We start from the raw sequence: 17,993 nt of genomic DNA on the forward strand, positions 1-17,993 counted from the left end.
CTGGGCGCGTGACTCCAGAAAGATCGCAGTCTATGGATTGCGCCGCCCTCCTGTCGACGCCGACACGCGCCCGGGGCCCGGCGACGACGTCGGGGCGGTGCCGGCGAGCCAGACCCCGGCCGCGATGGCCGCCACCGCCAGGGCCAGCACGATCACCCGGGGGCCGCCCAGGGTGATCGTCTCCTGGAACACGGTCACCCCGAGCACCACGCTCACCACCGGGTCGGCGAGGGTGAGCGCGGTGAGCGGGGCGGCGATCCGGCCGCTCTGGAAGGCGCTCTGGTTGATCACCAGCCCCGTCAGGGCGACCACGGCCGAGGCGGGCAGCAGCGGGTCGAGCACGAGGGCGCGGGGATCGCCGGGTAAGCCGGCGGTCAGCGCCTTGACCAGGGCCGCGGCGACGCCGTAGAGGGTGCCGGCGGCGAAGCCGAGCAGCGCGCCCCGGGACGCCCCGGTCACCAGCGCCGACAACGCCAGCGCGACCGCGACGATCCCGCCCACGCCCAGCGCCACCCGCCACCAGGCGTCCGTCGGCGGCGCAGGGACTCCCGCCTGCGGCTCGGCGACGGTCAGGAAGGCCGCCAGGCCGACCAGCCCCACCGCAGCGCCGAGCAGGTCCCGCGCGCCCGCCCGCCGCCGGTTCCAGCCGGCCTCGATCAGGATCGCCATGAACAGGCCGCTGGCCGTCAGCGGCTGGACGAGCGCCAGCGGCCCGGACCGCAGGGCCACCGCCTGTAGGCAGACGCCGGCGACGTCGGGCGCCCAGCCGAGCCGCCACAGGCGCGTGCGCAGCAGCCGCAGCAGCAGCCGGGGGTCGAGCGGGTGGTGCCGCCGCTGCCGCTTCGCGGCCCGCTGGTGCATCGCCGTGGACACCGCGAAGCAGAACGCGGCGCCCAGGGCGCACGCCACCGCCAGGCTCACGACCCCGGACCCGGCCCCCGGTGCTCGCCGAGCGGGCCCACGGCCCAGCCCCGGCGGCGGCACTCGGCCAGCAGGCGGGGCAGGGCGGCGAGGGTGGCCCGCCACGCGCCGGGGGCCGCGGCGCAGTCCGCGTCGTGCAGCAGGACGGTGTCGCCGCCGGCCAGCCGGGCGGTGACGGCGTCGAAGACCGAGTCGGGGGTCGCCGACGTCGTCCAGTCGCGGCCCCAGCGGGTCCACAGCACGGGCGTCAGCCCGAGCCGCGCGCTCGCCAGCAGCGCCGGGCCCGTCAGCACCCCGTACGGCGGGCGGAAGAAGCGGGGGACCCGGCCGGTGGTGGCCTCGACCAGCGCCCGGGCCCGGCCCAGGTCCCGGTAGGTGGCCAGCGGGCCCCGGCCCAGCAGGTTGCGGTGCTCCCAGCCGTGCACGGCCACCTCGTGCCCGGCGGCGACGAGGTCCGCCGCCAGCCAGGGCGACCGCACGAGCATCGTGCCGAGCACGAAGAACGTGGCCCGCGTCCGATGCTCGGCGAGCACGTCGAGGAAGCGGGGGGTGGACTCGGGGTCGGGCCCGTCGTCGAAGGTCAGGGCGATCCGTCCGGGCCGGCCCGCGCCGCCGAGGCGGGGGAAGACCCGGCGGCGCACCGGCCCCACGGCGGTGGTCGCGGGGCCGAGGTGGGCGGCGAGGGCGACCGCGGCGGTGCCGGCCAGCGCCAGGGCGGGCCGCCGACGCCCGCGCGGCGCGGTCACCGCCCGCCCGTCCACCGGATCGAGGGCAGCACCGTGGCCAGCACGCCGACCGCCTCGTCGACCGCGTCGAGAAGGGCCCTCCTCCTGCGGTACACGGCGCAGCCGGCGTCGGCCTGCCGCCCCGCCTCGTCGGCCACCAGGCCGGCGGGGTCCGCCCAGCCGCCCGTCCACCCGTCGGGAGACGGCGGCTCCGGCGTGGCCAGCGCCCGCCGCAGCTGCTCGGCGGACGGGGCCCAGCGGGTCAGCCCTGCGTCGGCGAGGATCGCCGCGTTGGCCCGGCCGTGTCCCGGCAGGGGGCGGTAGGTGATCACCGGCAGCCCGCAGCTCAGCGCCTCCTGGCAGGTCAGCCCGCCCGCGTTCTCCACCACGACGTCGACGGCCCGCATCAGCGTGGGCATGTCGTCGACCCAGCCGAGGACGTGGTGGGTGAGCCCGCGCAGCCGCTGGCGCAGGGTGGCGTTTCGGCCGCAGACGACCACGGTGCGCACTCCCTCGGCCGCGGCCACGTCGGCGACCGTCGCCTCGATGTCGCCCGTCCCCCACGCCCCGGCCACGATCAGCACGAGCCGTTCCCGCTCCGGCAGCCCGAAGCGCCGCCGGGCCGCCCGGCGGCTCGTCTGCGTCGCCGCCGGGAAGTCGGCCGAGACCAGCGGCGCGACCGTGCGCACGTCGAGTGGCTCGCCGGTTCCCGACGCGTGGTGCCGGGCGTGCCGCAGGGTGCAGTAGATGTCGACTCCGGGCGCGACCCAGGTGGGGTGCACGACGAAGTCGGTGACGTAGGTGACCAGGGGAACGGGGAGCAGCCCGCTGCGGCGCAGCGGCCCCAGGAGCTGGTTCGCGAACGGGTACGTGGTGACGACCGCCCGGGTGCCGGCTGGGACGGCCCGCCGGGCGCGCCCGCGCAGCGGCGCGAGCGCGCCCCGCAGGACGGCCACCACGAGCCGGGACCGGCCGGTGACGGTGAACAGCGCGTTGTAACCCCACGGCGCCCAGCGCAGGACGCCCCGGTACGCCTCGCGGAGCGCCCACCGCGCCGGGCGGGGCAGGAGGTCCAGGAAGTTCACCCGGTGCACCGCGAAGCCCCGGTCGGCGAGCCGACGGGTCAGCTCGGCGGCGGCCGAGTCGTGCCCGGCCCCCACGTCCGCCGACACGACGACGATCGTCCCCTGGTGCTGCGCGTTCACCGCGCGCGCTTACCCGTTCGGAGCGGCCTGACTCCCCGCAGCCGCCTCGGGTCCGGCGTCGGGGGCGCGGCAGCCTCAGGCCCGGCGACGGCGGCGCGGCAGCCTCAAGCGGCGCGGCAGCCTCAGGCCCGGCGTCGGCGGCGGTGCAGGAGAACGGCGGCGAGCAGGCCGGCCACGGCGACGGCCGCGGCGACGAACGGCCAGGACGCCGCCCAACCCGACGGGGCGACCCGGTGGGCGGCCACCGCGCGGGGCTCGGGGGTGACCGCCGCGCCGGCCGTCGGGGACGCCGCTGGCGCACCGTTGGCGGCCGTCTCCCCCGGCGCGACGAGGCGGCCCACCGAGGCGTCGCGGGGCAGCGAGAAACCCCAGTCGAGCAGCGCGGCGCCCTGTTCCCAGCCACGCATCGGCCGGGGCTCGGCGCCGAGCAGGGTGACCACGAGCCGCCGGCCGCCGCGCTGCGCCGCGCCGACGTAGGTGTGCCGGGCGTAGTCGGTGAAGCCGGTCTTGCCGCCCAGCGCGCCCGGGTAGCGGTAGACGAGCTGGTTCTCGTTCTGGATCTGGAAGCCCTTCCGGCGCAGCGCGGGCTGGTCGGGAATCCGGGCCTGTTCGGTCAGCGCGTACCGGCGGAAGGTGGGGTCGGCGAAGCAGGCCCGGGCGATCAGCGCCAGGTCGTACGCGCTAGTGAACTGGCCGGGGCCGTCCAGGCCGGACGGGGTCACCGCGTGGGTCTGTAGGGCGCCGAGGCGGCGGGCCTCGGCGTTCATCGCCCGTACCCCGCCGGCCGCGCCGTCGGGACCGCCGATCAGCCGGGCCAGCACGTTGGCCGCCTCGTTGCCCGACTGCATCAGCAGCCCCAGGAAGACGGTCTCGACGGTGTAGCGGCCACCCTCCAGCAGGCCCACCGCCGAACTGCCGGGGGCGATGTCCAGGTCCTCGTGGGTCACCGTGACCGTCCGCTTCGGGTCCAGCCTCGGCAGCGCGGTGGCGGTCAGCAGGAGCTTCTGCACGCTGGCCGGCGTGGCGTACTCGTGTGGGCCGCAGCCGCCGAGCACCGCCCCGGTGTCCAGGTCGGCGACCAGCCAGGAGGTGGCGGTGACCGCCGGCGGCGCGGGCGCGCCGGCCGGCGCGACGAGGGCCGGGGTGGCCAGCGCCGGCCCGCCCACCGCCTGCTGTTGCGGCACCGACGGCGGGGGCGTGGGCCGTGGGGAGCGCTCCACCTGCGGCGCCTGCGCCCTGGGACAGGGCACCGGGGCGGCGGGCGCGGCGGCCTGCCGCGTCGGGTCGGCGGAAACCGGCGCGGACGCCCCGGCCGTGCCGAGGACGACGGCGGCGGCGAGGGCCAGCACCGGAGCTCTCATGCCCTGCACCCTAACCGGGCGACCGGCCGTCGTCCGGTGTGCGACGTGCGAGGCGGGCGGCTCTCGCGTTCGGCCCCGGTCGGTGCGGCGGCGGCGGAAATTCGTCGGGGAAAGAGTTGAACGATCGCCGGCGAAGATCCGTACTCACCGGCGAAGGAAAACGGGTCGTCCGCGATTGCCATGCCGGGGCTGTCACGACGTATCCGCCTGTCCGTGGAACCGTCCGGAAGCATTCCGGGAACGGGCGTGACGCCGTTCCCGCCGGCCGGTCTCCGGTTTCTTTCAATCGTCACGGCACATCGCCGACGACGGGTTCGGACATTGACTCCGGACGTTGCGGCGGTCAGGACAAGGAGAGGTGCATGGTCAGGCGCACGCGAAAGAATGCCGTCCTGAAGCTCGGCGGGGTCGGTGCCTTCGCGGCACTGGTGCTCGGTGCCGGCCTGTCGCTGGCGTCCGCCGGCGAGAGCACGGCGACGGCGGTGTCGGTCACCTGTCCGACCGTTGCCGACAAGCTGGGCGCGGTGCCGGCCGCCGCGAAGGCGGGGGTGGACCAGGAGCTGCGCAACCTGGAGACCCAGATCGCCAACGTCAACGCCCGGCTGGCCCGCGAGCCGGGAGCCGCGTCCGGCCAGCTCAACGACATCGCCGGCAAGCGCCGGGCCGTGCTCGACCGGATCCGGCTGAACATCACCCGGGTCGGCGGCACCGCCCCGGCGGGCCTCGACCAGCTCGCCACCTGCACGCTGCGCAACGGCGCGGCCCCGGCCAACGCGGGCGCCAACAACGGCAACGCCGACAACAACGGCGCGGTCGCCGCCGGTGGCGCGCAGACCGTGAACTGCCCGGACGTACGCGGCCAGCTGCCCGCCGTGCCGGCCGGCGCGGCGGCGGGGGTCCAGCAGGAGCTGGCCAACCTGGACCGGGAGATCGCCGCCGCGAACGCCCGCCTCGCCCAGCTCGCCGTGCAGCCCGAGGGCGGACCGAACTTCGTCAACAACGCCGTCCTCGGCCCGCTCAGGAGCAAGCGGATCGCCGTGCTCGACCGGATCGCGCTCGACATCGCGCGGGCCGGCGGCCAGCGCCCCGACCTGTCCAGCCTCGCCACCTGCGGCCTCAACGCCGGGGCGGGCAACGCGGCCGGCGGCAACAACGGCAACGCGGGTAACAACGGCAACGCGGGCAACAACGGTGGCGCCGCGGGGGCCGGCAACAACGCGGGCAACGGCAACGCGGGCAACGGCAACACCGGCGTGGCGCAGACGGTGAACTGCCCGAACGTGCGCAACCAGCTCGACGCCGTGCCCGCTGCCGCCGCCGGCCAGGTGCAGAACGAGCTGAACCAGCTCGACCAGCAGATCGCCGAGGCCAACGCCCGCCTCGCCCAGCTCGCGGTCCGGCCGGAGGGCGGCCCGAACTTCGTCAACAACGCCATCCTCGGCCCGCTGAAGGACAAGCGGGTGGCGGTGCTCAACCGGATCGCCACCGACATCGGCCGGGTCACCGGCCAGCGCCCCGACCCGCGCCTGGACCTGGCCACCTGCGGCCTGAGCTGACCGGCCGACACGCGCGACCCGGCGGGCCCCGCCCGGTGGAATCCCCACCGGGCGGGGCCCGCCCGCGTCCGCCGGACGCCGCCCACCCCGGGCGGATGTCTCCGGTTTGAGACTTTCCCGCCGCCCAACGCCTCCGAGCAGGAGCAACGGCGAGACAAGTCTTCACGGGCGGTCGAATGAGACAATTGAAGCGACCAGGCCCCGGGGCGACCGCAGGTCGGGGTCGCCCTGCCCGTCGCTCGCGTGAAGGGTTCGTATGCAGCAGCCAGCACGGTCCATCGCCGACAGCCACGACATGATCGAGGTGCGCGGCGCCCGGGAGAACAACCTCGCGTCCGTCTCGGTGGACATCCCCAAGCGCCGCCTCACGGTCTTCACCGGCGTCTCCGGCTCGGGGAAGTCGTCGCTCGTGTTCGGCACCATCGCCGCCGAGTCGCAGCGCATGATCAACGAGACGTACAGCGCCTTCCTCCAGTCGTTCATGCCCAGCCTGTCCCGGCCCGACGTCGACTCGCTGCGCAACCTCAGCGCCGCGATCGTCGTCGACCAGGAGCGGATGGGGGCGAACTCGCGGTCCACCGTCGGCACCGCGACCGACGCGTACGCGATGCTGCGCATCGTCTTCAGCCGGCTGGGGCAGCCGCACGTCGGCCCGGCCGGCGCGTTCAGCTTCAACCTCGCCGAGGGGATGTGCCCCACCTGCGAGGGGCTCGGCCGGGTCTCCGACCTCGACGTCGACCAGCTCGTTGACGTCGAGCGCTCGCTCAACGACGGGGCGATCACCGTGCCGAACTTCGCGGTCGACTCGTGGTACTGGCAGAGCATCGTCGGCTCCGGCCTGTTCGACCCCGACGTCAAGCTCCAGGACTTCACCGCCCAGCAGTGGCAGGACTTCCTGCACAAGCCGGCCACCAAGATGAAGGTCGGCAACCACACCATCACGTACGAGGGCCTGGCGGTGAAGGTCCGCCGGCTCTACCTGAGCAAGGACAAGGAGCCGACGCAGCCGCACATCAGGGCGTTCGTCGAGCGGGCGGTCACGTTCGCGACCTGCGGCGGCTGCGCAGGCGCGCGGCTCAACCGGGCCGCCCTGTCCGCGCGGATCGCCGGGCGCAACATCGCCGAGTGCAGCGCGATGCAGATCAGCGACCTCGCCGCGTTCGTGCGCGGCATCGACGACCCGTCGGTGGCCCCGCTGGTCGGCAACCTGCGGGAACTGCTCGACTCGCTGGTCGAGATCGGCCTGGGCTACCTCAGCCTCGACCGCGAGTCGGGCAGCCTGTCCGGCGGCGAGGCCCAGCGGGTCAAGATGGTCCGGCACCTCGGCTCCAGCCTCACCGACGTCACGTACGTCTTCGACGAGCCGACGGTCGGGCTGCACCCGCACGACATCGCCCGGATGAACGGCCTGCTGCTGCGCCTGCGGGACAAGGGCAACACGGTGCTGGTGGTGGAGCACAAGCCGGAGACGATCGCGATCGCCGACCACGTGGTCGACCTCGGCCCGGGGGCCGGCCCGGACGGCGGCCGGATCTGCTACGCCGGAGACGTCGCCGGGTTGCGCCGCGCCGACTGCCTGACCGGCCGGCACCTGGACCACCGGACGCGCCTGCGGGAGCACGCCCGCACGCCCACCGGGCACCTGCCGATCCGCGGCGCCAACCTGCACAACCTGCGCGACGTCGACGTCGACGTGCCGCTCGGCGTGCTGACCGTCGTCACCGGCGTGGCCGGCTCCGGCAAGAGCTCGCTGATCCACGGCTGCCTGCCCCGCCGTGCGGGGGTGGTCGTCGTCGACCAGTCCCCCATCCGCGGCTCCCGGCGCAGCAACCCGGCCACCTACACCGGCCTGCTCGACCCGGTCCGGTCCGCCTTCGCCAAAGCCAACAAGGTCAGGCCGGCCCTGTTCAGCGCCAACTCCGAGGGCGCCTGCCCGAAGTGCAGGGGCATCGGCGTCGTCTACACCGACCTCGCGATGATGGCCGGGGTCGCCTCGGTGTGCGAGGAGTGCGAGGGCCGCCGGTTCACCCCGCAGGTGCTCGCGTACACGCTGCGGGGGAAGAACATCAGCGAGGTGCTCGCCATGTCGGTGACCGAGGCCCGGGGCTTCTTCCCGAGCGGGCCGGCCCGGTCGGTGCTGGACCGCCTGGCCGACGTCGGCCTGGGCTACCTCAGCCTCGGCCAGCCGCTGACCACCCTCTCCGGGGGCGAGCGGCAGCGGCTCAAGCTGGCCATCCACATGGGCGAGAAGGCGCACACCTACGTGCTGGACGAGCCCACCACCGGCCTGCACCTGGCCGACGTCGACAAGCTGCTGGCCCTGCTGGACCGGCTGGTCGACGCCGGCAACACCGTGGTCGTCGTCGAGCACCACCAGGCGGTGATGGCGCACGCGGACTGGATCATCGACCTCGGCCCGGGCGCCGGCCACGACGGCGGCCGGATCGTGTTCACCGGCACCCCGGCCGACCTGGTCGCGCGCGGGGACACGCTCACCGCCACCCACCTGCGCGAGTACGTCGGCAGGTGAGGCCGGGTCGGGTCCACCGCCGCCAGCGGTGGTGGACCCGACCCGCCCCGCCGGGGCGTTGGCTACCCGTGGACCGTCCCGGTGCCGGCGTCCCGGATCGCCCCGGACAGGTTGCCGGTGAAGCTGTTGCCCGGCCCCACGACCGTCGCCAGGCAGCCCGCGGAGGCGATGTTCAGGCCGTACCGCTGGGTCCTGTCGGGCTGGGTGTCGGTGGCCACGTCGCCGGCGACGACGTTGCCGGAGCAGGGCACCGCCGTCGCCGTGGTGATCCGGATGCCGTCGCGGCCGGCGGTGTCGTCGGCGCTGTTGGTGACGTGGTTGTCGACGATGTGGTTGCCGGTGCCGCCGTCGACGTTGATGCCGTCCTGGCCGGCCTGGTCGATCCGGTTGTCGCTGACGACGTTGTCGTCGGCGGTCTTGTTGGGCTGGTCGGCGCTCGGCGAGGACCGGTTGATCTGCACCCCGTGCCCGCCCACGTCGGTGATCACGCAGCCGGTGACGGTGTCGCCGCTGGTGGCCAGCAGCTCGATGCCGTCGCTGGCGGTGCCGCTGACCTGGCAGTCGCGCACCGTGTTGCCCATCGAGGTCCAGCTCTGGTTCTTGCCGTCGAAGACGATGCCCCGCCCCCGCGACGCGGTCACCCGCACCCGCTCCACCAGCATGTTGTTGCCGTCGTCGAAGTCGAGGGCGTCGCTGGTGGTGCGCGGCGGCCCGCCGGCCGACACGGTGAGGTCGCGGACCACCGAGCCGTCCATCCCCTTGGTGTTGAACGGCTCGGTGTCCGCCGCGGCGGAGCTGTCGTTGCGGATCAGCGTCAGGTCCATCCCGGCCCCGGCGAAGGTCACGTTGCGCAGCCCCTCCAGCTTGAAGAACTCGTTGCCCAGGTCGAAAGTCCCGGCGGTGAACGCGATCGTGCCGCCGCCGAGCCGGTTCACGTCGGCCGCCGCGCTCTCCACCACGCTCTTGAGGCTGCCCGTCCAGGTCTGCCCCGTCACGTCGGACACGGCGCTGTAGGTGGTGGCCCCGACGCGGCTGATCGTGTAGGGCGACGGGTTCGGCGGGGCGGGGACGATCAGTTGCGGCCGGCGGCTCCCCGTTCCCTCCCGGCTGGCGAGCCGGAAGCCGGTGTCGTTGGTGGTGGTGAGGGCCAGGGTCACCGGCCCGTCCCCGGTGACCAGCGACGACACGTCGACGGAGAGCCAGGTGTCGGCGGCCGTCGGGCCGCTGCTGGCGACGACGGGGCCCATCGGTGGCGCGTTCTGGTAGGTCAGCGTGTCCTCCCGCCAGTCGCCCTCGGAGACGCCGTGCACGCTCAGCCCGGTGCTGCTCGCGGTCTCGGCGTACAGCCGCAGCACCGCCGACGGCTCGTCGCCCGCGCCGGTGACGTCGAAGCGCAGGTACGCGACCTGGCGCGGCGAGCCGTCGACCCGCAGCGAGGCGGCCCCGCCGTGGTTGCGGGTGGGATACGCGGCGTCCACGGTGGCGTCGGCCGCCGGGGTCAGGGTCGCCGGCGCGGCCACCGCGGCGGGTCCGACCAGGGCCGCGCCCGCCAGCAGCAGGACCGCCGCCACGCGGCCCGCGACCCTCCGGTGTTCACTTGTCATGACTCCTCCAGCCCCATCTGCGAAGGTGGGGCGACACCCGGGTGGGGCGGTCGCCCCGTCAGCTGTCCACGGGCGCCTCCACGTCGTGGTCGGCGCCGCGCTGCGCCGGTGACGCCGCGCCGTCCGGCGAGCGCCGGCGGCGGAGGAACACCCACAGCGGCAGGAGCGCGAGTACGCCGCCGCTGGCCACCACGGCGCCCCAGGCGGGCAGGCCCCAGTGGTCGTCGTGCTCCTGCTGGCTGTCCATCGCCACGTCGTGGTCGATGTCGACGCCCAGCAGGTCCGCCAGCACCTCCAGGTATCTCGCGCCGAACCGCTCGCTCGGTTCGACATGGGTGTTCTCGCTGAACTCGTTCCAACTGATCACGCCGAGCGCGTCGGGTTGGGACAGCCGGGCGGCGGCGAAGGACGCCCGCAACGTCTCGCCGTCGCGGCGGGCCACCTCCCGCTGCCCGCCGAGCTGGCGGGCGTCGTACCCGGGGGCGACCGGGGCGATCCAGAGCCCGCCGTGCAGGTGCACCGCCCGGGACATCGCCGCCAGCCGGTCCTGGGTGCGGCCGTCGACCGGATCCGCCGACGACCAGTAGTACGCCTGGCCGTCGAGCGCCGTGCCGTACGTCGCCACCTCCTCGGTGGACTTGGCGGCGCCGAGGACCAGCAGCCGCTTCCGTGCGGCACGGACGGTGTCGGCGACCTCGGCGGCGGTGAACCGGTCGCTGCCGTTCCAGACCACCACCGGCTTGTCGAAGACGTCGAAGACCTCGTCGGTGGCGTACCGGGTGGCGAAGAGGTCGAGGTCGGCGCGGACGGTGGCCAGGGGCAGGGGCTTGCGGCTGAAGTCGAGCCCCTGGTAGACGATGCCGAGCCGGAAGCTCTCCGCCCGGGCCACCTCGACCAGCTTGGCCAGCCGGCCGTCGAGCTGCGGGGTGTGCTTCCAGGAGACCAGGAAGCCGGTCACCCCGGCCGCCTTGGCCATCCGCACGTGCCGCCGCATGATCTCGGTGTCGTCGCTGGAGTACCGCCCGAGCTGCGGATAGTCGATCTTCGCCCGGTTCCACGAGGTCGGGTTGAACCAGATGTAGTAGTGGGCGAACACGGGCACCGGCGCGGCGGCGGACGGGGCCGGCGCGGGGCCGTCCGCCGCCCGGGCGGGCCGCGACGCGACCACGCCGACGACGGCGGCCAGCAGCAGCAGCGCCACGACGGACCCGAGCCCGACCCGCAGGGGCCGCCGCCACCGGCCGCCCCGCTGGTGTGCCGGGCGCGCCCGGCGCGGCAGCCGGATCCGCAGCCGCCGCCGCAGCGCCGGCCGGCCCACCAGGACCAGGCCGACGGCCACGCCGAGCGCGCCGAGCACCACCAGCGCCAGGTCGACGGGGCTGATCACGCTGAGCGTCACCTGCTGGTCGCGGCTGATGCTCACCGGCCGCCCGAAGGAGACCCCGCCGCCCAGCACGGTCACCGTGTAGGTGCCCCGGGGCAGGTCGGGCACCAGGACGCTGCCGTCGGCCGCGAACGGCAGGCGCTGCACCCGCCCGTCGGCGCGGGTGAGCCGGATGCCGTCGCCGGCCCGTTGGGCGAAGAACATGTCGTCGGCGGAGAAGGACACCTTGAAGAAGAGCAGCTCGATCAGCCAGTCCTGGCGTTCCCACGGGACGAACTTGTGGCCCGCCCGGTTCACCACCGACGTGCCGTCGACCATGACGGTGTCGACCACGTAGTAGAGCTGCTTGGAGGCCAGCCCCCGGGGGCCCTGCTGGGTGCGGCTCTCGGCGACCCACAGCGGCCGGGCCAGGTCCGCCCCGGTCAGCTCGATCACCTCGCCGGTGTTGCTGCGCAGCCGCATCTCGGTCACCCGCCCGAGGGGGACCGGCGCGCCGTCGCGGTCGGCGTAGCGCCACGAGACGCGGCGCTGCGTGCGCAGCCCCACCTCGACGGTGCGGCTGTGCACCCCGTGGTCGAGGCTGCCCCGGAACCGGTCGAACAGCACCCGGCGGTCGGGGCTCACCTCGGTGGGCACCACCGTGAGCCGCTGGTCCAGGCCGGTGAAGTTGCGCACCCGCACGCGCAGCAGTCCCTTGGGGTCGGAACGGGCCGTGTTGCCGTCGACGGTGACCACCACGCCCTTGATCGGCGGGACCATCTGGATCTTCAACGTGCCGGGCAGCGCGGAGGCGGGCGCGGCCACGGCGGGGGCCGGCAGGAGCAGCACCGCCAGCACGCCGAGCAGCAGCGGCAGCAGCCGCCGGGCGGTCACCGGTGCCTCCGCCGGCCGCGCAGCGCCGCCGCCGCGACCAGCGCCGCGACCAGGCCGACCGCGACGGCGTACGACGCGTAGACCGGCCGGGGGTCGGGGCGGTGCACCGCCACCGGCACCCGCTCGGCGCTGAGCAGCACGCCGGGGCGCGGCGGCGCGTCGAAGTCGAACGCGCCCAGGAACGTCTGCGCCTTGGCGTCCCGGCTGGCCAGCGGCTTCACCCCCCAGTTGACCTCGATGAACTTCAGGGCGGAGGTGAAGTCCAGGGTGGTCGAGTCGACGTGCCCCCGGCGGGCGTACGGGCTGACCAGCAGCGCGGGCACCCGGAAGCCGTAGCCGTAGCGGTCGACCTGGGGCGGGGTGACGTGGTCGTACCAGCCACCCCAGTCGTCGTAGGACCACAGGAACGCCGAGGACGACCAGTTCGGGGAGCGCATGAGCTGGGTGAGCAGCGCCCGCACGAGGTTCTGGCCGGAGCCGACGTTGCCGGGCGGGTGCTCGCTGTTGCCGGCCGGGGCGATGAAGGACACGGCGGGCAGGTCGCCCCGCGCGGCGTCGGCGTAGTACTCGTCCAGGTTGACGATCCTGCGGGACAGCCGGGGGTCGTCGACGTAGCGGGCGTACGCGAGCAGCGGCACCCAGATCACCTGCGCGCCCCGGTCGATGTTCTCCTCCTCCACCCGCGACCGGAAGGTGATCGTCGGGTCGTAGTTCTGCACGTAGAACTTCCAGCTGATCCCGGCCGCCTCCAGCCGGTCGAAGATGGTGGGGACGTCCCCCCAGCCCTGCGCCGGGATGGTCTCGGCCTTGCCGGTGGCGCCCGGCCCGCCGGTCACCCGGTACATGTGGTTGCGGATGCTGCCGGAGTTGGAGGAGCTGAAGAAGCGGTCGAACAACACGTACTCGTCGGCGATGTTCCAGTAGTAGGGCAGGTCCCGCTCGTCGTAGTAGGCCATCGCCATCCGGCCGTCCTTGCCCTGCTTGCTCACCCCCTCGACGAAGCCGTCCATCCGGCCGCCGTTGTACTGGGTGCGGAACGCCTCGGCGGAGTGGTCCAGGTCGATCGCGCCGAGCTTGCCGATGTGGAACGGGGTGACGCAGGGCTCCGGCACGCCCCGCTGCACGGGCATGCAGACGTCCTTCGGGAACCCGTCGACGCCGGGCCGGGTGCCGAAGTAGTTGTCGAAGGTGTGGTTCTCCTGCATGAGGAAGACGAAGTGCTCGACGGGCGTCGTCGTGCGGGGGGACGCCGGGGCGCTCGGGGCCGGGGCGCTGCGGGTCGGCGCGGGCCGGGCCAGCGCCGCCGACGGGCAGGCCGCCAGGGCCAGGCCCGCCAGCACGGCGACGAGCGACGTCCGGCGGGCCCGCCGCGGCACGGCGGCGGAGGGGAGGACGGGGGTCGGACGGATCATGGACGCACCTCGTAGACGACCACCACGGGCACCGGCGTCACGCGGCCCGAGGCGCCGGCGGTCCCGACGTACTCGGTGTGCACGACCCGGCCGTGGTACCGGCGGACGAGCGTCATCAGCCGGTCGGCGAAGAAGGGGGACCGCCGCGCGGAGAACGAGTCCCACACGACGTAGTGCAGATTGTTGTTGCGCAGCCACCCGTCCGGGTTGTTCAGCGGCACGTAGGACGGGTTGCGGTGCAGCGGGTTCGGGCTCACCGACAGGCCGTAGCTCTGCCGCTGGCTGTAGAACCGCACGATGTTCGACATGGACGGGCCCAGCGTGAGGATCACCGAGCCCTCCGGGGTGTGGTCGGTGATCCACCGGCCCGCCTCCCGGCCGCCCGGCACGCCGCCGGAGCCGGCGAGGAACGTCGAGCTGCCCTGGTGGCTGACCGCGCCCCAGGACGAGGCCCCCAGGCTCCAGGCGACCAGGGCGACGGCGGCCAGCCGGACCAGGCGGCGGGCCCGGGCCGGCAGCGGTCGGGCCGCACCGCCCCGGCCGGGCCAGCGCAGCCGCGTCGGCACCGGCAACAGGACCAGGGCCCGCGCGCCGAGCAGCGCCACCGGCACCGCCACCGGCAGCAGGTACTGGAAGCCCTTCACCGGCCAGAGCTGGAAGAACACCACCGGCACGGCGATCCACGACAGCAGCAGCGTCTCCCGCCAGCCGTTGCGCCTGCGGGCCCACCAGAGGCCGCCGGCCGCGGCGACGATCAGCAGCACGCCCATCGCCGTCGGCACGTTCTCCAGGTAGAAGGACATGGGATGGTTGGGCCGGCGGAACAGCTGCCACACCAGGTAGTTGCGGCCACTGTTCGACCCCCCGGCCAGGGCCTGGGAGACGGGGTGCGCCGCGAAGACGACGGCGAGCGCCGGCAGGACCAGCAGGGTGGCCCGCACCGGTCGCCGCACGCGCGGGGTCAGCGCCAGGAACGCGTAGACGCTGCCGGCCAGCACGATGCTGGTCTCCTTCGCCAGCATGGTGAGCCCGAGCATCCCGGCGGTCGCCAGGTACCAGGCCAGCTCCTGCCGCTGGACGTAGCGGACCATGCAGTAGAGCGTCAGCGTGCTGAGCAGCACCATCGGCCCGTCCAGCAGGATCTGCCGGGTCACGATCACGTGGTACGGCATGACGGCGAGCAGCAGCGCGGCGAGCAGCCCGACCCGGCGGCCGTAGAGGCGGGCCCCGAGCGGGTACACCGCCAGGACGGTGAGCACCCCGATCACCGCGACGACCCACCGGCCGCCCATGCCCACCTCGCCGGCGCGCAGCAGCGGGGACAGCAGCGCCTGGAACAGCATCGGGTGCGCCCGGAACACCGGGAACAGGTCGGTGTAGCCGGGGTTGCCGGCCAGGGAGGCGGCCTGCCCCGCGTACACCACCTCGTCGCTGTTGAAGCCGAAGAGGTCGATCCGCCAGGACCGCACGAGCAGGGCCAGCCCGCCGATCGCGGTCAGCGCGGCGGCCACCGCCCACCGCCGGCGGGTCAGCGCCGGCAGCCAGGCCGCCGGCGACGGGATCCGGCGGCGGACCGGGCCGTCCGGGTGGTCCCGCCGCTGGCCCGGCACAACGGCCGTGACCGTGTCCGGCTGGCTCACGCGGGCTCCCCGGCGACCGTCAGGTCCCCGCTCCAGCGCGGCCACGCCTGGGCGGGCGCGACGCGGGCCGGCGTCGCCCCGCGCTCGCCGCGCAGCAGCCGGGGGATGTCGTCGGCCCAGCCGAACCGGTCGGAGACGAGCACCCGGCTGCGGACGTGGGACAGGAAGCCGGCCAGGATCTCCCGCTCCCGCACCCGCAGCTCCGGGTAGTGCAGGCCGTCGATGGCCAGCGACGGCGCGAGATACCGGAAGGGCGGGAAGCCGTACGCGTCGTCGGTGTTGCGGATCATCCGGTTGACCGTCTCGTCGTGGTCGAGTTCGCTCATCGCGGGCCGGCCGCGCTCGATGACGAAGAGCTCCTCGACCCGGGTGGTGGTGCCGATGCGGCACGGCACCAGCCGGTCGACGCTGTACTTCGGCGGCGGCACCAGCAGCTGGGTGAGGGCGTTGATGCCCATGATCGGCAGGTTGAACCGGGCCAGGGTCAGCGCCAGCGACCGGCCGCCCTTGGAGTGCAGCCGGCTCTGCACCTGCAACCGCCGCCACTCCCGGGGCGTCAGGTCCTGCGCCTGCACGGCCCGCAGGGTGTGCGCGCTGATGGTCAGCGGCTTCGGGAAGCAGGTCGCGGTGCCGTCGGGCCGCACGATCGTCATGTCGTCGGAGAGGAACAGCCCGCCGTGGTCGCGCAGCAGCCGCAGCACGGTGGCGGTCTTGCCGGTGTCGGTGAGCGCGGAGAGCATCACGCCGACCCCGTCGAGGGTCACGCAGGCCGAGTGCAGCAGCATGTGGCCCCGGGCGACCATCACGAACCGCAGCAGCGCCTCGACGATGTTCGTGTAGACCACGTGCGGGGACCGGGCCAGCAGCGGGCCGACCTGGATCTCGATGGGTGAGCCGAGCTGGATGCGGAAGTTCGCGCCCAGCCGCCCGAGCTGTTCCTCGTAGCGCAGCACGGACCGGTCGGCGTACTGGGTCAGCGCGGCGCGGCGCTGCGGGCCCCGCCCGCCGACGTCGCTGACCCGCACCGCGATGTCCACGTCGGCGTCGGCGACCCACTGGGCCCGGAAGAACTCCAGCTCGGGCAGCATGATCTGGGAGCCGATGGTCACCACCCCGGCCACGTCGTAGCGGTACTTGAGGTACTGGTAGCGCCGGCGCGACGGCGGGGTGACCGCCTCGGCGGCGCCGGAGGCGATCAGCAGCCGGACCGGGTCGCGCCGGCCTCGGTCCAGCGCCGCGTAGATGACCTGGTCGTTGACGAGGAAGCGGACCAGGAACAGCGCCGCCAGGGTGGCCGCGTTCGCCACCAGCACCCCGACGCCCGCGAACACCAGGGCCTGCAACACGGGCAGCCGCAGCAGCAGCAGGACGTTGTTGAGCAGGAAGAACCGCACCGCCCGGGCGGGCAGGGAGCCGACCCGGGTGCGCCGGTAGATCAGGTTGTCCACCAGCAGGAAGTTCCACGAGGTCGACAGCTGGGTGGCCAGCGCCGCGCCGAGGAGGTGGTGCAGCCTGGCGGGCTCGTAGAAGAACCAGAGCGCCGCGGTGTTCACCACCATCCCGGAGAGCCCGACCAGCCCGAAGCAGACCATCCGGACGAGCTGGCGCAGCCGGTCGGCCGGGGTGCGCGGGCGACGCCGGATCTGCCCGACCAGTCGCCGGCCGCGCAGCCGCGCCAGGTGCCGCAGGAACGTCACCCCCTCCCGCAGGGACGCCTTGGACCGGCCCTCGTGCCGGGGCGCCATCTCGTACGCGACCTCGGCCACCCGGGCGCCGGGGTGCCGCACCAGCAGCTCCAGCAGCACCTTGAAGCCGAGCGGATTCATCCGGTCCAGCCGCACGGCCGCGCGCCGGAACGCGAAGAGGCCGCTCATCGGGTCGCTCACCGTCGCCAGCCGGCGCGGGAACATGGCCTTCACCAGCCGGGTGGCCGCCGACGAGGTGGCCTCGCGCAGCGGGCCGTCCAGGCCGGCGGTGGAGCCCCGGCCGGCGTACCGGGTGCCGATCACGACGTCGACGTCGTGCCGCATGGCGACCGCCGCGAGCGTCGCGGCCGACTCCGGCGGGTGCTGTAGGTCCGCGTCCATGACCAGGACCCACTCGCCTCGGGCGTGCCGGGCGCCGAGCAGGACCGCCCCGCCCAGGCCGCCGGTCCGCGCCTGCGGCGGCCTGTGCATTAGCCGTACGGGCGTCGGGGCCCCGGCCGACGCCCCGACGATGACCCCGTCGGTGCCGTCGTCGCTGTCGTCGACGAACAACAGCTCCGCGCGCAGGGGCACCAGCAGCGGGGCGAGGCGTCCCACCAGCACGGGGATGTTCTCCGCCTCGTTGCGGGTCGGCACGATGACGGTCAGCCGGGGCGGCGGCGCGCCGTCCGGGACGCGCAGCTCGCGTGGCCGCGGCGCGGCGTCTTCTCCGACGGCTTGCCGTGCGCGGGCGTCCGGCCCGTGTCCGATCATGGGTAACCTCTCCAGCCTCCGGTTCCCGAGCAGCCCGGAGCCATTAACAGTCATTGGAAATAAGCGGCAGAGGAGCGCAGGAATGCATTCACGTACGCGCTGAATGCCGGCGCGATCGCCGGCCCCAGAGGTTCGCTCGGATACGGGAGAGGTTATGGGGAATGACCAGCAGAGGTCCAACGCCTGAACAGTCGGCAAATTGACATAGCCACGATGCGCATTCGGTTGTCCGATTTACGAAAGCCGAGCAGGCGATAGCAGGAAATGCGTGAGCCGCGCATTTCCGCCGACCCACTTCCCGCAGGCCGGATGCCCGCAACTTC

Annotated in this window: 11 protein-coding genes; 2 read left to right on the forward strand and 9 right to left on the reverse strand. The window is 74.2% G+C overall.

The window, feature by feature from the left end; translation table 11 throughout:
• Positions 1-30: 30 nt before the first annotated feature.
• The 4 genes from ACFYWL_RS04060 to ACFYWL_RS04075 form a co-directional block, all read right to left on the reverse strand.
• The gene (locus tag ACFYWL_RS04060) at positions 31-921 is read right to left on the reverse strand and encodes a DMT family transporter (protein WP_386967060.1); all 891 of its coding nucleotides are present in this window, start codon (positions 919-921) and stop codon (positions 31-33) included.
• Entirely contained in the window at positions 918-1,682 is a 765-nt protein-coding gene (locus ACFYWL_RS04065; protein ID WP_386967062.1) for a polysaccharide deacetylase family protein, read from the reverse strand. The genes ACFYWL_RS04060 and ACFYWL_RS04065 overlap by 4 nt, the downstream gene beginning before the upstream one ends.
• Positions 1,664-2,851: a glycosyltransferase gene (locus ACFYWL_RS04070; protein ID WP_386967064.1), complete on the reverse strand. Its 1,188-nt coding sequence runs from the start codon at positions 2,849-2,851 to the stop codon at positions 1,664-1,666. The genes ACFYWL_RS04065 and ACFYWL_RS04070 overlap by 19 nt, the downstream gene beginning before the upstream one ends.
• Before the next feature lie 122 nt (positions 2,852-2,973).
• Positions 2,974-4,212 carry a D-alanyl-D-alanine carboxypeptidase family protein gene (locus ACFYWL_RS04075; protein ID WP_386967066.1) on the reverse strand — a complete coding sequence of 413 codons (1,239 nt, stop codon included), beginning with the start codon at positions 4,210-4,212 and terminating at the stop codon, positions 2,974-2,976.
• A gap of 362 nt (positions 4,213-4,574) precedes the next feature.
• Between ACFYWL_RS04075 and ACFYWL_RS04080 the strand changes: the two genes are divergently transcribed.
• Together ACFYWL_RS04080 and ACFYWL_RS04085 are read left to right on the forward strand one after the other, a co-directional pair.
• Positions 4,575-5,768: a hypothetical protein gene (locus ACFYWL_RS04080; RefSeq protein WP_386967068.1), complete on the forward strand. Its 1,194-nt coding sequence runs from the start codon at positions 4,575-4,577 to the stop codon at positions 5,766-5,768.
• 256 nt (positions 5,769-6,024) lie between these two features.
• Positions 6,025-8,298: an ATP-binding cassette domain-containing protein gene (locus ACFYWL_RS04085; protein WP_386967071.1), complete on the forward strand. Its 2,274-nt coding sequence runs from the start codon at positions 6,025-6,027 to the stop codon at positions 8,296-8,298.
• Positions 8,299-8,360: 62 nt separating this feature from the next.
• Here the strand turns inward: ACFYWL_RS04085 and ACFYWL_RS04090 are convergent, their stop codons facing one another.
• From ACFYWL_RS04090 to ACFYWL_RS04110, 5 genes are read right to left on the reverse strand one after another with little or no spacing between them, the layout of a single operon-like run.
• Positions 8,361-9,902 carry a DNRLRE domain-containing protein gene (locus tag ACFYWL_RS04090; RefSeq protein WP_386967073.1) on the reverse strand — a complete coding sequence of 514 codons (1,542 nt, stop codon included), beginning with the start codon at positions 9,900-9,902 and terminating at the stop codon, positions 8,361-8,363.
• Between the two features lie 58 nt (positions 9,903-9,960).
• Complete coding sequence (locus tag ACFYWL_RS04095; RefSeq protein WP_386967075.1) at positions 9,961-12,159, reverse strand: hypothetical protein; 2,199 nt, start codon at positions 12,157-12,159, stop codon at positions 9,961-9,963.
• On the reverse strand, positions 12,156-13,571 hold the full coding sequence (locus ACFYWL_RS04100) for a phospholipase C (protein ID WP_386967078.1): 1,416 nt from the start codon (positions 13,569-13,571) through the stop codon (positions 12,156-12,158). The genes ACFYWL_RS04095 and ACFYWL_RS04100 overlap by 4 nt, the downstream gene beginning before the upstream one ends.
• Positions 13,568-15,211, reverse strand: coding sequence for a glycosyltransferase family 39 protein (locus ACFYWL_RS04105; protein WP_386967080.1), 1,644 nt, complete (start codon positions 15,209-15,211; stop codon positions 13,568-13,570). Before ACFYWL_RS04105 ends, ACFYWL_RS04100 begins: the two co-directional genes overlap by 4 nt.
• Positions 15,208-17,670 carry a glycosyltransferase gene (locus ACFYWL_RS04110; RefSeq protein ID WP_386967083.1) on the reverse strand — a complete coding sequence of 821 codons (2,463 nt, stop codon included), beginning with the start codon at positions 17,668-17,670 and terminating at the stop codon, positions 15,208-15,210. Before ACFYWL_RS04110 ends, ACFYWL_RS04105 begins: the two co-directional genes overlap by 4 nt.
• Between the last annotated feature and the right edge of the window lie 323 nt (positions 17,671-17,993).

The sequence above is a fragment of the Micromonospora sp. NPDC002575 genome (genome assembly GCF_042889525.1).
In the GTDB taxonomy this organism is placed as follows: domain Bacteria; phylum Actinomycetota; class Actinomycetes; order Mycobacteriales; family Micromonosporaceae; genus Micromonospora; species Micromonospora carbonacea.